This window comes from Salinivibrio socompensis S35, assembly GCF_000513715.1.
Taxonomy (GTDB): Bacteria; Pseudomonadota; Gammaproteobacteria; order Enterobacterales; family Vibrionaceae; genus Salinivibrio; species Salinivibrio socompensis.
On the sequence record NZ_AQOD01000008.1, the window covers coordinates 1 to 14,855 of the forward strand.

The 14,855-nt window shown below is 47.3% G+C and carries 15 protein-coding genes, 1 other RNA gene and 4 pseudogenes; 10 read left to right on the forward strand and 10 right to left on the reverse strand.

The features are described from left to right. Positions 1–404: 404 nt before the first annotated feature. From DZ54_RS0100965 to DZ54_RS23150, 4 genes are read right to left on the reverse strand one after another with little or no spacing between them, the layout of a single operon-like run. Entirely contained in the window at positions 405–827 is a 423-nt protein-coding gene (locus DZ54_RS0100965) for a type IV pilus modification PilV family protein (protein ID WP_025672799.1), read from the reverse strand. A gap of 4 nt (positions 828–831) precedes the next feature. Beyond that, positions 832–2,205 carry a hypothetical protein gene (locus DZ54_RS0100970; protein ID WP_025672800.1) on the reverse strand — a complete coding sequence of 458 codons (1,374 nt, stop codon included), beginning with the start codon at positions 2,203–2,205 and terminating at the stop codon, positions 832–834. Then, positions 2,202–2,840, reverse strand: a complete 639-nt coding sequence (locus DZ54_RS0100975; protein ID WP_025672801.1) for a PulJ/GspJ family protein — start codon at positions 2,838–2,840, stop codon at positions 2,202–2,204. Before DZ54_RS0100975 ends, DZ54_RS0100970 begins: the two co-directional genes overlap by 4 nt. Beyond that, positions 2,827–3,399, reverse strand: a complete 573-nt coding sequence (locus tag DZ54_RS23150; protein WP_025672802.1) for a pilus assembly FimT family protein — start codon at positions 3,397–3,399, stop codon at positions 2,827–2,829. Before DZ54_RS23150 ends, DZ54_RS0100975 begins: the two co-directional genes overlap by 14 nt. Positions 3,400–3,499: 100 nt before the next feature. On the opposite strand from DZ54_RS23150, the gene DZ54_RS23155 reads away from it, so the two are divergent. Further along, positions 3,500–4,000: a type IV pilin protein gene (locus DZ54_RS23155; RefSeq protein WP_164831537.1), complete on the forward strand. Its 501-nt coding sequence runs from the start codon at positions 3,500–3,502 to the stop codon at positions 3,998–4,000. A gap of 57 nt (positions 4,001–4,057) precedes the next feature. Here DZ54_RS23155 and dnaJ read toward each other — a convergent pair whose 3' ends face one another. The 4 genes and pseudogenes from dnaJ to DZ54_RS27275 all read right to left on the reverse strand — a co-directional run bounded on the left by dnaJ (position 4,058) and on the right by DZ54_RS27275 (position 8,087). Then, positions 4,058–5,194, reverse strand: coding sequence for a molecular chaperone DnaJ (gene dnaJ, locus DZ54_RS0100990; RefSeq protein ID WP_025672804.1), 1,137 nt, complete (start codon positions 5,192–5,194; stop codon positions 4,058–4,060). A gap of 119 nt (positions 5,195–5,313) precedes the next feature. Continuing rightward, positions 5,314–7,233, reverse strand: coding sequence for a molecular chaperone DnaK (dnaK, locus tag DZ54_RS0100995; protein ID WP_025672805.1), 1,920 nt, complete (start codon positions 7,231–7,233; stop codon positions 5,314–5,316). Positions 7,234–7,455: 222 nt separating this feature from the next. Continuing rightward, a pseudogene (gene grpE, locus DZ54_RS17900) lies at positions 7,456–7,950 on the reverse strand (nucleotide exchange factor GrpE); the annotation flags it as partial. 8 nt (positions 7,951–7,958) lie between these two features. Next, positions 7,959–8,087 (reverse strand): hypothetical protein, encoded by a 129-nt coding sequence (locus DZ54_RS27275; RefSeq protein WP_420804825.1) that lies wholly within the window; start codon positions 8,085–8,087, stop codon positions 7,959–7,961. Positions 8,088–8,259: 172 nt separating this feature from the next. Here DZ54_RS27275 and nadK point away from each other — a divergent pair, with 172 nt between their 5' ends. The 3 genes from nadK to bamE all read left to right on the forward strand — a co-directional run bounded on the left by nadK (position 8,260) and on the right by bamE (position 11,613). Continuing rightward, the gene (gene nadK, locus DZ54_RS0101005; protein ID WP_025672806.1) at positions 8,260–9,141 is read left to right on the forward strand and encodes an NAD(+) kinase; all 882 of its coding nucleotides are present in this window, start codon (positions 8,260–8,262) and stop codon (positions 9,139–9,141) included. A gap of 193 nt (positions 9,142–9,334) precedes the next feature. Beyond that, positions 9,335–11,002 (forward strand): DNA repair protein RecN, encoded by a 1,668-nt coding sequence (gene recN, locus DZ54_RS0101010; protein ID WP_025672807.1) that lies wholly within the window; start codon positions 9,335–9,337, stop codon positions 11,000–11,002. A 254-nt stretch (positions 11,003–11,256) separates the two neighbouring features. Beyond that, the gene (bamE, locus tag DZ54_RS0101015) at positions 11,257–11,613 is read left to right on the forward strand and encodes an outer membrane protein assembly factor BamE (RefSeq protein WP_025672808.1); all 357 of its coding nucleotides are present in this window, start codon (positions 11,257–11,259) and stop codon (positions 11,611–11,613) included. A 160-nt stretch (positions 11,614–11,773) separates the two neighbouring features. Here the strand turns inward: bamE and DZ54_RS0101020 are convergent, their stop codons facing one another. Beyond that, positions 11,774–12,121 (reverse strand): RnfH family protein, encoded by a 348-nt coding sequence (locus DZ54_RS0101020; protein WP_025672809.1) that lies wholly within the window; start codon positions 12,119–12,121, stop codon positions 11,774–11,776. Beyond that, positions 12,114–12,545 (reverse strand): SRPBCC family protein, encoded by a 432-nt coding sequence (locus tag DZ54_RS0101025; RefSeq protein ID WP_025672810.1) that lies wholly within the window; start codon positions 12,543–12,545, stop codon positions 12,114–12,116. The genes DZ54_RS0101020 and DZ54_RS0101025 overlap by 8 nt, the downstream gene beginning before the upstream one ends. A gap of 154 nt (positions 12,546–12,699) precedes the next feature. On the opposite strand from DZ54_RS0101025, the gene smpB reads away from it, so the two are divergent. The 6 genes and pseudogenes from smpB to DZ54_RS27285 all read left to right on the forward strand — a co-directional run. Then, positions 12,700–13,185, forward strand: coding sequence for an SsrA-binding protein SmpB (gene smpB / locus DZ54_RS0101030; protein ID WP_025672811.1), 486 nt, complete (start codon positions 12,700–12,702; stop codon positions 13,183–13,185). Positions 13,186–13,231: 46 nt separating this feature from the next. Continuing rightward, positions 13,232–13,598: a transfer-messenger RNA gene (gene ssrA / locus DZ54_RS23880) on the forward strand. Between the two features lie 166 nt (positions 13,599–13,764). Beyond that, a pseudogene (locus DZ54_RS27280) lies at positions 13,765–13,988 on the forward strand (integrase arm-type DNA-binding domain-containing protein); the annotation flags it as partial. Continuing rightward, positions 13,989–14,201 (forward strand): phage integrase central domain-containing protein, encoded by a 213-nt coding sequence (locus tag DZ54_RS25710; protein WP_025672812.1) that lies wholly within the window; start codon positions 13,989–13,991, stop codon positions 14,199–14,201. Beyond that, positions 14,200–14,439: pseudogene (locus tag DZ54_RS0101040) on the forward strand (aspartate/glutamate racemase family protein); the annotation flags it as partial. The gene DZ54_RS25710 and the pseudogene DZ54_RS0101040, both read left to right, overlap by 2 nt. A gap of 282 nt (positions 14,440–14,721) precedes the next feature. Further along, positions 14,722–14,855, forward strand: a pseudogene (locus tag DZ54_RS27285) (IS256 family transposase); the annotation flags it as partial.

The following is a 14,855-nucleotide window of genomic DNA, read 5'->3' on the forward strand; positions in this document are numbered from 1 at the left end:
AAAGACAAACRGCTCGATAACTACTGTTTTGTTTATCTCTTACGAGACAAACGAATTGACTGTGCCGAACAACTATAAAAGTTGTATCGTATTGGTCACTCAGTGTATCGAATAAATCTTTTTGTCTATTCTCAACGAGTGCCCACACAGATTGCATAGGTCAAATTGTTAAAGAGCGCCGCTCATCGTTGAGCAGGAGTGGCATAATACGCCACTTTGACATGGAGTCAAGCATTTTGTTTTGCTTGTCTGTATTGCCGTTGTTAGCGCGGCTTACCGTGCCAACGAGAGCGCATTATAGAGAGGTAATTTTTTGGCGCAAGGGTTTTTTGAATAAAAATATTTCAGGCGCGCAAAAAACATACAAAGAGGCTAACTAACGTATTGTTTCAAGGATTATCGCCCTAGCTATGTCGATAAACAGAGGCCGTAAAATAGAAGATTAACGACTGAGAAACATCACGGTTATCTTTCCAACTCACTATCGCCTCTATTTCTTTTGCATATGGTCCTGTCACTCCCGTGAAAGTTTTTGTTGTTTTCGCTTCGAGCTGGTAAGGCGTATCTTCTGTATTAATCAAACACCCTGTGATATTCGCCAGCTGAATCTTTTCCTCATGACTTGCTGTGCACGGGGCATCCGTATTAATTAGACGCCAATGATCAAGCTGGTCATTCACAATGTGCATTGCACCTTCCGCTAGCAGTGCATTATGTTGCTTTACCTCAATATCGGCCGTGATGGTATATAGTCCCAAGCTAGCCACCGATACCAGTACCAGAGATATCAGTATTTCTAAAAATGAGAATCCATATTCAGGCTGCATCTCCCTACCCTCCGCTAGGTGGTGTCAGATTATAGTAGCTATTTAGTAATGGTCTTAACTGTCCGATCCCCTCAAAACTTGTACTTTTATTGCCATCATCATAATTCGCTACCAGTGAACCATTCACCACCGTGTTACCATCCGGCACATCAATGATAAACGCGCCATTGGCTTGAAAGCTGCCGTCAAACCAAAAGGGAACACGACTTGCCTGCTGAGGATCTTTCACATTGGCAATAATATGCTGGCAAAGCTCACGAATCGTCGCATCACTGTGGGTGCATGACATCTGCCTATCCTGAGAGCTTTCCATGCCCCATTGCCTAGCAAACTCATTCGCGTTCAGCGTGGGATTAAATTGATAGACCACACCATTAAAGGGAGAAATCGCACCACGTAGCGCCATAATACCGTCTTGTACAACCAGTAAGATCGGCGGGTTACTAGGTAATTTTGCCTTTCCCCCTCGACTTAAATCACAAGGGCCATTCACCCACACTTTTACGTTAGGTTGTCCTTTTGCTTGCTTCACTGACTCTACTAACGTTTTAAAACATTTAGATACCTCGCCGTGCGTGTCGACTTCTACCCCACCTTGTTCGATGAATTGTTTTTTAGCAAGCTGCCACTGGGAACGAGGTACACCAAAGAAGTCTTTGAATAAATCCATCTCCTCGACGTTGGTTTTCACATCTTGTTTCAGCAGCGCACCTGTATCATCGGTACTATCTGCCACTTTGTAGTCAAGCACCTCAGTTTTATACTCAGGCGCGCATTCATCACCTCCTCCTAAACTGACGGTAAAATTATTTTTACTATCCTTGCTTTTGTCTTTCGGGTTGTTTTCACCTGGCTTTCGGGGACTAATCCTCACATCACCACCGGCAATAATGGACTGACACTCATAACGGCCATCCTCACGCTTTTTTCCTTTCGCCGGCCGCCACTCATTCGCGCCATAAAACAACGCCGAACCTGATGTGGCAAACGCCGCCGCACGACCGCCTCCCGCGCCTTGCAATGTTACCCCAACCTGCTGCTGATGTGAGTGGCTACTTAGCCGCCACAATGAGTGATTGTTTGGCCAACGCGCTAACCGCAACTGACTCCCTGCCACACCTTGGCACTCAGACAGTTGGTTCAGTCCTTTATTCGCATCACCGGAGGAGAGATCGAGACCCTCTTGATGAATTTTGGCAACCGCACAATCTAATCCCGCCCAAGCTCTGGAGAGATACTCTTGCGTTTTGATCCGTGCCTGTGCCTGCTGAATATCATTAATCGCACGTTGACTAACACCAAACACTATAAGCAGTGCGATCAAAGCAATACTTGCCACCACAACCAGCGTCGCAATTCCGGCTTGTGCCTTCTTCATAGCAGATCCATTGTGTTATGCAAAACCATGGTTCGAGATAGCGTTTCTTGCGTATGCGGGGCATTTTTTAATGCTGCAGATAACGTGATTGTTAAGGATGTGACTATGCGTTTACTAGGCGTGGTCGCTTCTTTGCGCTTAAAGTTGAGTGCATTAATAACAATGTCTCGTGAAGAAATATCTCGCCAGTAACCGGACTGACACGACCAATTGGCTATATCCTTATGATTTTCGTATATTTCAATTGCCTGATTTTGCCCATCGAACCGAAATCCTTTGACATCATCTCGATCTTTTTTCAGCGGTGCGATGACACTGGTTTGCTGATAGGCAAAGCGAATACACTGCCCCTCTCTATTAGCGTCAATATCGTCGATAAGAACAAGATGGTCACCCGTTTTAAAAGGTGTCGCATCACCACACTGATAGCATAATCCCGCTCGGCTGATATCGGACTCTATCATGGTCATTAGGCGGCTAAGCTCCAGCGATAAGCTGGTTTTTGCATCAAGGCGTGTTTGGGTCACAGTGGCAGAGGTCATCAGTGACAATGCTGCCAGCGTGACCATGACACTGACAGACAAACCAATGAGCAGTTCTATCAAGCTATAACCAAATTGATTAACTACACGCATCGTTTTGACTCTTGTTTTTACAATGACCAAAACCGAGGTACTGACGGACTTGCACCAAGTAGTCTGGCTGTTTGGTCTCCTTCGCACCTAACCCGAGAGTGAGATTGATGTTTGGCCGCTGTGTACGAAAATCAATGCTGAACAAATCGCCGTCTGTCTGTGCTTTCCACCCTTGCTCCCCTTTTTGTTTCACCGTGACGTGTTTATCCAACCTAACCATCAACGCTTTCGTTTGGTGGCAGTTAAGTGGTTGTGTTGACTGACTCGCTGAGGCGTGGATCATGGCAGGTGCTTTTTCTTTAGCAATGATGCAGTCGATATCGTTGTCACTGACAAGGCTGACAATATACGGGCGATTTTCTTTCACCGCTCTGCTTTGTGCCAACTGAAATAAACTGGTCAGTGCGGCGCTCTGATTGGCAACCAAAATAGTTTGGCGTGCTTTTTGAAAACTAGGGAACGCTATGCTGCACGTAATCGCCAGCACAACAAGCGCGATCAGTGACTCAATTAAAGTAAAGCCATGAGAAAGTCGCTTCTGATGAGGGATAAAACGCATACTGCCTCCCAAGTTAATCGCCCACCAATTGATGACGAGAGTACCATTGTCCTAGGCTGGATGACGTTTTAGTGACCCAACCTTCGAGGGACCCATGAAAATGCGTTTATATTCTTGTCGCTATTTACAACATGGAGTGACATTGATCGAAATGATGCTTGTGTTAGCCATCATTGCAACACTCGCAGGGATTGCGATACCCAGTTATGCCGAGTATCAACAACGACAGACACGCCAAGCAGCGACGCGACATTTAATTCAGCTACAAGCCTGGATAGAGCAGCAGTTTATTACGGCGGAGCAATATCCCTCCGTATCAGACGCAGCCACGTTAGAAACAAAAGCACTCTGTGCTGATTGTCAGTTATCGCCTGATTATCGATTCGAAATTCAAGGTGGGAAGGACGCATATAAGATCCTTGCTTACCCTCGATCAGATCATTCACAAACCGATGATCCATGCGCAACCTTGGTGCTGTATGCTAATGGACTGATAACCTCTACTTCATCAAACGCATCTTGTCCTTTACCGCAAGCTCATCCAAAGAATGTGTTTTCGTCAGGCATTAAAAAAGCCAGCACGAGGCTGGCTTTTTTATGACGACTGATTATTTGCGTATTGTATGATTCGTGGTCATGGCGCGCGAGGTTCAGTCGTTTAACCAGTCAGATCATCAAAGAACTTTTTGACACCGTCAAAGAAACCTTCTGACTTCGGCTTGTGCTTTTTCGCTTCGCTGCCGCTGAAAGACTCTTCAAGCTCTTGAAGTAACTCTTTTTGACGGCTGCTTAAGTTAACAGGCGTTTCGACAACCATCTTACAGATCAGGTCACCCATACCGCCGCCACGAACAGACTGCACCCCTTTACCACGCATACGGAACATACGGCCCGTTTGGGTTTCTGCCGGCACTTTTAGACTGACACGGCCATCCAGCGTTGGCACTTCAACTTCGCCACCTAACGCGGCCATTGTGAAGCTAACTGGCACTTCACAATACAGGTTGTTGCCATCACGGGTGAAAATATGGTGCTCACGAACGTGTACTTGGACGTATAAATCGCCCGCTGGCGCACCATTTTCTCCTGCTTCACCTTCACCGGATAAGCGAATACGATCACCAGTATCAACCCCCGCAGGAATTTTCACATTCAGCTGCTTCGTTTCTTTGACACGGCCTTGACCGTGGCAGCTGTTACAAGGGTCTTTGATAATGGTACCGCTGCCGTGACACGTCGGGCAGGCCTGCTGAACAGCGAAGAAGCCCTGACGCATTTGTACTTGGCCAATCCCGTTACAGGTGCCACAGGTTTGCTTCTTAGAGCCCGGTTTCGCACCGCTACCATCACATGTCGAACATCCGACATAGGTGGGCACCTCGATCTCTTTGCTGACGCCACGGACCGCTTCTTCTAGCGTTAGCTCCATGTTGTAGCGTAAATCGGCACCACGTTGCGCGCGTTGCTGACCACCGCGACGCCCTCCGCCGAATATATCGCCGAATACGTCACCAAAAATATCGCTGAAGTCAGCGCCACCGCCGCCAAAGCCGCCACTTCCCATACCGCCTTGCTCAAAGGCCGCATGCCCATATTGGTCGTAGGCTGCACGTTTTTGCGGATCGGTCAGTACTTCGTACGCCAACTTCACTTCTTTAAATTTTTCGTCGGCATCATCGCCCTTGTTACGGTCTGGGTGATACTTCATCGCCAGCCGCTTATAGGCTTTTTTAACATCGCGCTCGCTTGCATCGCGGCTTAAGCCGAGCACTTCATATAAATCTCTTTTAGACATGGTCTGACTGCACCTGTTTACGTCAACAAAACAAAGACGTTCCAATCACTGTTTGATAAAACGACGGGCGAAGGAGATTGCTCCCCTACGCCCGTGCTTATTAACGACAGTGCTTTCGCTTACTTCTTGTCGTCGTCTTTAACTTCTTCGAACTCAGCATCGACAACGTCATCGTCTTGTTTCGCTGAGTCAGCACCGGCGTCTTGCGCCTGCTCATCTTGAGCTTGCTGCTGGGCAATTTCCATCAGTTTTGATGAAGCAGCAACCAGTGCTTGAACCTTCGCATCGATGTCTTCTTTATCTTCACCGTTGCGTGCGGTTTCCAGCTCAGAAATGGCTGTTTCGATTGTCTCTTTGTCTTCGGCAGGTAGTTTATCGCCCGCTTCGTCCATTTGCTTACGCGTACCATGAACCAGCTGGTCAGCTTGGTTACGAGCAGTCACTAACTCTTCGAACTTTTTGTCCGCTTCTTTGTTAGCTTCAGCTTCTTGGACCATCTTCTCGACGTCTTCGTCGCTTAGACCACCAGACGCTTGGATAGTGATCTTCTGCTCTTGACCCGTTTGCTTATCGGCCGCAGACACGTTCAATATACCGTCAGCGTTCAAGTCGAAGGTCACTTCGATTTGTGGCGTGCCACGAGGCGCTGGCTGAATACCTTCTAGGTTAAACTGACCCAGTGATTTGTTATGCATGGCTTGCTTACGCTCACCTTGAATCACATGAATCGTTACCGCGCTTTGGTTGTCTTCAGCCGTTGAGAACACCTGATTCGCCTTCGTCGGGATCGTGGTGTTTTTCTCAATCAACTTAGTCATCACACCGCCCATGGTTTCGATACCCAGCGACAGTGGCGTTACGTCAAGGAGGAGTACGTCTTTAACGTCACCCGACAGAACACCACCTTGTGCAGCCGCACCCATCGCAACCGCTTCGTCCGGGTTCACGTCTTTACGTGCATCCTTACCAAAGTACTCGGCAACTTTTGACTGAACCATAGGCATGCGAGTTTGACCACCTACCAAAATAACGTCAGTGATTTCATCAACCGATAGCTCTGCGTCAGCCAAAGCTACTTTCATTGGTTCGAGTGAACGTTGAACCAGATCTTCAACCAATGATTCAAGCTTCGCACGAGTAATCTTGATATTCATGTGCTTAGGACCCGTTGCGTCCGCGGTCACATAAGGTAGATTGACGTCGGTTTGCTGTGCTGAAGACAGCTCAATCTTCGCTTTCTCAGCGGCTTCTTTAACACGCTGCATGGCTAGCGGATCTTGACGCAGGTCGATGCCTTGCTCTTTCTTAAATTCATCGACTAAGTAAGTGATGAGACGGTTATCGAAGTCTTCACCGCCAAGATGGGTGTCACCGTTGGTTGCCAATACTTCGAAGGTTTGCTCGCCGTCGACTTCATCAATTTCGATGATAGAGATATCGAAGGTACCGCCACCCAAGTCATAAACCGCGATAGTGCGGTCGCCACCTTTCTTATCAAGGCCGTAAGCCAGCGCTGCAGCTGTTGGCTCGTTAATGATGCGTTTAACTTCTAGCCCTGCAATACGACCTGCGTCTTTCGTTGCCTGACGCTGAGAATCGTTAAAGTAAGCAGGAACAGTAATTACCGCGCCAGTCACTTCCTCACCGAGGAAGTCTTCAGCGGTCTTCTTCATTTTTTTCAACACTTCCGCTGATACTTGTGGCGCGGCCATTTTTTGACCTTTAGCTTCAACCCAAGCATCACCGTTATCCGCCTTAACAATTTTGAAAGGCATAATACTGATGTCGCGCTGTACTTCTTCATCTTCGAAGCGGCGACCGATCAAACGCTTAATCGCGTACAGCGTGTTTTCTGGGTTTGTCACCGCCTGGCGCTTCGCAGGCTGACCGACAAGTGTTTCACCATCTTGTGTGTAAGCGATAACGGATGGCGTTGTACGATCACCCTCTGCGTTTTCAATTACGCGCGTTTTTTCACCGTCAAGTACGGCGACACATGAGTTGGTTGTACCCAAGTCAATACCAATGATTTTACCCATCTGGTGCTCTCCGAAATTCGTTCTGTGGCTGTAATTCGTTACCCCTTATGTGGGGGGTAACTGTGAGAGGTTCAACCCCCTCACCGCAAATTTTTATTTGGTGCTGCCGCTTAAATAAGGGCAGCAAGATACTTTTCAAGGGCTAGCAGCAAAAAAATTCCTGTGCGTCACTCACGCACCGCAAGCGGATTAACAGCTTGACTGACTATGCCCTTATTAGAATTACGCTTTTTCGTCGACGTTACCTTGTGCCGCTTTCGATACCATCACCATGGCTGGACGCACTACGCGACCATTTAATTCATAGCCTTTTTGCATCACCATCATGACGGTGTTTGGCTCGTGTTCAGCACTTTCTTGGATCGTCATGGCTTGGTGAAGCTCAGGATTAAAGGGTTGTCCTTGTGGATTGATAGCCTTCAAACCAAACTTATCAATGGTATCCATCATGGTTTTTAGCGTCAGCTCGACCCCTTCAAGCATTGGTTTGATCGTTTCATCTTCCTTGTCCGCCATCTCGACAGCACGCTCAAGGTTGTCGATCACTGGCAGCAACTCACTGGCAAATTTCTCCAGAGCAAACTTTCGCGCTTTCTCTACTTCTTGCTCTGAGCGACGACGCATATTGTCAACGTCAGCTCGAGCACGAAGCACGCTATCTTGTTGCTCTTGCACTTTGGCTTCACTGGCTTCAAGCGCCGCTTCTAACTCTGTAATGCGTGCAATCATGCTTCGGTTTCCTCTTGCTCAATGTTTGCACCACCGCTTGCCTGTTGCTCTGCATCTTTGCCTTCAGCAGCTTGCGCATCTTTCATCGCTTCTTGCTCTTGCTTTACTTTCTGTTCTTCGCTCATGATCACTCCGACACAAATGGCATTGCCCAGCGCGCCACTGGGACTGTTTAACTTGATTGTGGAAGTATTATGGGGATGAATCTTTATGATTCAACCGCCCATATTACGCAAATCACGACAATCCTTTTTTTACCGCGTTATACTGGGCACAAATAACAATGGGACTCTGATTATGTCGACACCATTCCAGCGCATTGCCTTAATTGGTAAACCTCGAAACCCAGATGCGATAAATACACACATTGCTCTTTACCACTGGCTAACCGAACGCGGTTACGAAGTGTGTTTTGATACACGCTTGAGTACTAATTTAGGGCTACCCGACGCGCATTATTTGGATTTGGTTAATATTGGTCAGCACGCGGATCTTGCGGTTGTCATCGGTGGCGACGGCAATATGCTGGGTGCCGCTCGCGTGCTATCACGATGCGATATAAAAGTGATTGGTGTGAACCGAGGTAATTTAGGTTTTTTAACCGACCTTGATCCCGACGCCTTTGAAAATGCGCTAGACGCCGTTTTAAGTGGCGACCACATCGAAGAAGATCGCTTTTTGCTTGAGACTGAGATCCATCGTCACGATCAGGTTAAAAGCCATAATGCTTCCCTCAACGAGGCCGTTCTACACCCGGGACAAGTCGCTCACATGATTGAGTTTGAGGTGTATATTGATGAACATTTTGCATTTTCGCAGCGCTCAGATGGGATCATTATTTCAACGCCAACCGGCTCGACCGCATATAGCTTATCAGGCGGCGGCCCCATCTTATCACCCAGCCTCAATGCCATTTCTTTAGTCCCGATGTTCCCTCATACCCTTTCGAGTCGGCCTTTGGTGGTTGATGGCAATCGCCGGATTAAATTATTAGTCTCTCCCGATAACCGCGGAACATTGGAAGTCAGTTGTGACGGGCAAGTTTCGTTACCAGTCAATCCCGGCGATGAGGTGCATATTTACAAAAGCCCAGCCACGCTCAAATTAATTCATCCTCAAGACTACAATTATTACAACACGTTACGTAACAAACTTGGCTGGTCATCGAAACTATTCTGAAGCTGTCTATTGCTTCTATCAGCCTTGGCTCTCTATTTCCTCTCTGCACTCAAAACAAGCGCACGTGTTCTTTGTCCATTTTTTGTGCACCTCATCCCATTCACAATAATTATCTCTGAACAGTGTTCACTGGATGAAAAAACAGTATATACTGTATCTATACACAGTTGTTGATAGATACAGGTGTTTTCCTATGTTAGCCGATATAACCATTCAAAACTTTGCCATCGTTAAATCCTTGGAGCTGGAGTTTAGTAAAGGCATGACGGCGATAACCGGTGAAACCGGGGCAGGTAAATCTATTTCTATTGATGCGCTGGGCTTGTGCCTAGGGGATCGCGCCGATGCCAATATGGTGCGCCCAGGAGAAAAGCGCGCTGAAATATCAACCAGTTTTACCTTGGAACAAAATAGTGCTGCACGGCGCTGGCTACAAGATAACGAACTGGAAGATGGTGACGACTGTATTTTAAGACGTGTGATCACCAAAGAAGGACGGTCACGGGCTTATATCAATGGCAACCCAGTGCCTGCTTCACAGCAAAAAGCACTCGGACAACTGTTGATCAATATTCACGGTCAACACGCGCACCAACGACTGTTACGCCCTGAGCACCAAATTACGTTGCTTGATCAATATGCTGGCCATCAATCATTGCTTGATAAAATGGCAACGCGCTATCAACGTTGGCGACGTACAAAAAACGAGCTAAAAGCGCTGGTGAAGAAAAAAGATGATATCGAAGCACAACAACAACTGCTTGAGTACCAAGTGGGCGAGCTCAATGAGCTAGCGCTTGGTGAAGACGAATATCAGCAGATTGAAGAAGAACATAAGCGCTTGTCTAATAGTGGTGATATCGCCATGACAAGCCAGGCTGTGGTCGATCTGCTCTGCGATAGTGAAGAGAGTAATACACTTGGCCTGCTAACCGCTGCGCAACAACGTTTGAATGAGTTGGCCACGCTCGATAACCACTTTTTCCCACTGGCAGAAATGCTAGAAGAAGCCAGGATTCAAACCCAGGAAACCAGTCAAGAAATCTCGCGTTATCTTGATCAGCTCGACATGGACCCACAACGTTTACAGTATTTAGATGATCGCATGGGCACCATCATGAGTTTGTCACGCAAACACCATGTTCAACCGGAGGCGCTGTATAGTACACACCAACAGTTGATAAAGGAGCTAGAGAAGCTCGCGCACAATGATGAAGCCATTGAACAGCTTCAAGCAGAAGTCGACAAGCAATTCGCAGACTGTTTAGACACGGCAGAAAAACTCAGCAAAAGTCGTTACCGTTATGCCAAAGAGCTCAATAAACGCATTACCGAAAGCATGCACCAACTCAGCATGGAGCATGGCAGCTTTGAGATCCAAGTTGAAAACAAAGCAGAGACTCACCTAAGTCCATTGGGTGGCGATGCGATCACGTTTTTAGTGTCTACAAACCCTGGCCAACCCTTACAGCCGCTCGCAAAAGTCGCGTCTGGCGGTGAGCTATCGCGGATCTCCCTCGCCATTCAAGTGATTACCGCACAAAAAGTGGAAACGCCGAGCCTTATCTTTGACGAGGTTGATGTCGGTATTAGCGGGCCAACCGCCGCCATTGTGGGTCAATTATTACGCCAGCTTGGCGAGTCGACCCAAGTAATGTGTGTGACACATTTGCCACAAGTTGCTGGCTGCGGTCACCAGCAAATGTTTGTCGCCAAAGATACCGACCAAGGCAGTACCACTACCCGTATGTACCCACTCGACTATACCGCACGTATTAACGAGTTGGCCCGTTTGCTTGGTGGTAGTGAAATTACCGAGCGTACATTGGCTAATGCCGAGGATCTGCTCATTGCTGCTTAAAACCCGCTCATTGCTGATTGAAAAACAGTCGCTGCGATAGCGATGTTCCATCGAGGGAAGTGTGCGTGGTCTACTTTCCTCGATTATTTCTTTTCCCATTGCGAACTTTTTCACGTTATGTCCCTCCAAACGCTAGTCGTTGGCAGGTTTTTTACATATATTCTCTGCTTGTTTATACTCGACGCGCTATGCACCGCTTGCAAACGTACTGAGTGACGTGATTTGCCATCAATGAGACAGTGAAGATGTTAACTATGGGTTGGACTAAAACCGCCGTATCCTCTCTAATGGCCATTGCCATTATGGGTTGCTCTTATGCCGAAAAACTGGTTTATCGTATAGATATCAATCAAGGCAACTATATTGAAGAAAAAGCCGTCGACTCATTAAAGTTTGGCATGACCAAAGAGCAGGTTAAATTCCTCCTCGGCCCACCAATGCTGGTTGAATCTGGATACCCGAACACTTGGTACTTCGTACAGTGGCAACAGCCGGGCCACGAAGATCCAACGCAAAAAGATTTAGTGCTCTCGTTTGATGATAATAATCAATTAGTAAGCATGAGTGGTGATTATGACCCGGGCGACCAGTTTTTTGAGGCCGTACAATAAGCAATTACAGTTGTCGACTCGTTGAAGCGCTACCTCCCCGGTGATTATCGCGTTGTATTGATCGCCCCCTTACCTCATTAAAACCAAAGGCACCAAGTTACCGGCGCCTTTGTTGTTTTCGTCTATTACCTGGGCGAGGCCACTTATTCGTGTTTGGCAGTTAACGCTTACGCTTGGTATCAACCCGTCCACCTGTAACCGGATCCGCCTTACCCTCTTGTTTCGCTCGTTCCGCTCGGCGGCGGCGAATTTCTTTTGGATCAGCTTGGAGTGGCCGATAGATCTCAATCCGATCACCATCACGCACTTGCGCGTCGAGCTTAACCGGTCGGCTAAAAATACCCACTTTGTTGGTGGAAAGATCGATGTCAGCATACGCGCTCAATACACCCGATTGACGGATAATCTCTTCGACATTCGTGTCAGCCTTGACGACACAATTAAAGATGCGTTGCTCATTCGGTAGCGGGTACACCACTTCCACATGCAGGAGTGTCTCTTCACCCATAGATGTCTTTCGCTCGCTCTGTAAACGCTTTTACCATACTGCTGGTTAACTCACTAAAAATGCGCCCAAACGCAGCTTCAACCAGGCGATTAGTGAATTCAAACTCAAGGTTTAACTCTATCTTACACGCCTCACTCGACAACGGCGTAAATTGCCACCCCCCGCCTAAACGCTTAAACGGGCCGTCGACTAAGGTCATATCAATGCGCGTATTACCGACTAAGTAATTTTTAGTCGTAAACGTCTTTTTTATGCCCGCTTTGGCCACGTCCAATGAAGCGACCATGGTCGAGTCTGTGTGCTCGATCAAACGAGTACTCACACATCCAGGTAAAAATTCTGGGTAAGCTTCAACATCGTTCACCAAGGCAAACATTTGCTCAGCACTGTACGGCACTAAAGCCGAGCGGATGATTTGCGGCATAGGGACTCCTTCAAGTTAACCGCGAAATAATACCACTGAGACCGTCTTTCACCAATGTTAGCGGCTAACATCCCTAAGAAAGTCATGCGGTTTGTCTTACAGCATGCGATAATCCTTTCATTCTTCGACACATCGCCTTTATAATGCTCGGACTATGGCTAAGAAAAACGCAAAGAACAAAGCAAGTAGCAACACCATTGCGCTGAACAAAAAAGCACGCTTTGAATACTTTATTGAAGATGATTTCGAAGCGGGACTTGAGCTGCAAGGTTGGGAAGTGAAAGCACTTCGATCGGGCAAAGCCAATATCAGCGAAAGCTATGTGTTGCTCAAAGACGGGGAAGCCTTTTTGTTCGGGGCAACGATCACCCCGCTGAATGTTGCCTCCACGCATGTGGTCGCTGACCCGCAGCGCACCCGTAAACTCTTGCTCAAGCGGCGGGAGCTTGATACTTTATTGGGGAAGGTTAATCGAGACGGTTTCACCGTGGTGGCATTGTCCTTATACTGGAAAAAATCGTTTGCTAAGCTCAAGATAGGCTTAGCGAAAGGTAAAAAATTACATGATAAACGTGATACCGCGAAAGACAGAGACTGGCAGCGTCAGAAATCCAGGATCATGAAACACGCAACGCGGTAATCGTTGACGCGGCAGATCAATGTGTTAGACTCTGCCGTCACACTCTGGGGCTGATTCAGGATTCGACAGGATTGAGAAGGCCCGTGGAGCATGCCGAGGGGCGGTTGGCCTCGTAAAAAGCCGCAAAAAAATAGTCGCAAACGACGAAAACTACGCACTAGCAGCTTAATAACCTGCTGAGTGCCTATCCTCCCTAGCCTTCGCCTGTAGGACGGGGAATCAGGATAGTCAAAATCAAACAGGATCGCGTGGACGCTTTGACCCAAAAGCTGAAGCGTTAAACATAAGTTGGGTATGTCTTTGTGTGGCGTGTTTGTCCGCAGCACTCTGACGAGATTAAAGACAAACTAAGCATGTAGCGCCATTGGTTAGACTGATTCTGGACGCGGGTTCAACTCCCGCCAGCTCCACCAATTTTATATTCAAAGACGTCCACGGACGTCTTTTTTATTGCCTAAAATAACGAAAGATCAATAACTTAGCGTTCATCAAGGTCCATAGAGGTCCACCAACCGCTTTGATTTTTAGGTACACCGAGGTGTACACTGATAAAAATGGAGGCTGAGAGGTGTACCCATTATGGCTAAAATCATAGCTAAGCTTACGGATAAGAAGATAAAAGCGGCAACGCCAGAAGAGAAAGAGTACCTACTCTATGATGGCGACGGGCTCAGACTAAGAGTTAAACCAACCGGCTCTAAGCTTTGGCTTTTTAATTACCTGCGTCCATTCACCAAAAAGCGCACCAACTCAGCCTCGGTGCCTATCCCACTGTTACCCTCTCTCAAGCGCGTAAAGCGACCATGGATGCAAGAGCCCTCCTCGCTCAAAACATCGATCCTAAGGAATACCGTGAAGAGCAACAAAGGCAAGAGATTGCGCTCACCGAACATACGGTAGAGAAAGTCGCCTACCAGTGGTTCGAGCTGAAAAAAGAGCAAGTGACTGAGGGATACGCGACCGATATATGGCGCTCTCTGGAACGTCACATTTTTCCAAAGCTTGGCGCTACTTAAAAACACGGTCCACAACATTATCTACGAAGAGCTGTGTCAAGGTATCATTACTGAGCAATCTCGTGATGTTTACCTGAAGGTAATAGATAAACTGAAGCATGAAGGGGCGGAGGCGGTGATCCTAGGTTGCACGGAAATTGCGCTACTTGTTCAGCAAAAGCACACTAATGTGCCACTGTTTGATACCACAGCGATCCATGCGAACTCTGCCGTACTAAGATCTCTTGGAGAGGATTAACGACAAGAAGTCGTACCCAGTAAACAGCACAGACAAGTAGAGGTCACTCCTCGACAGTAATCTGTTATAGACTAGACATACATTGATTGGGTGTCTCATTGTGGACTCTTGATACAGTCCGTACTTTAGATACACCCAATGGTATACCACACCAAAGTCAAACCATAAAAATCCAATTAATACATAAAGTTACCACTCTGATTCAAGTTACGCCAGCCCACCAATCGGTAGTGTTCAGAATTCTGTGTCATTTCGTTAGAATGGTCGAAAGAGGAATGATACATGACCGACAAGAAAATAGAACTCGATATGGAAGCTGCCCTAGAAGCGCTTCGTAGTGGCAAAGGTGTTACTGGCAAAGATGGCGTCTTAACACCTTTGATCAAACAGCTAACCGAAGCTGCAATAAAAGCTGA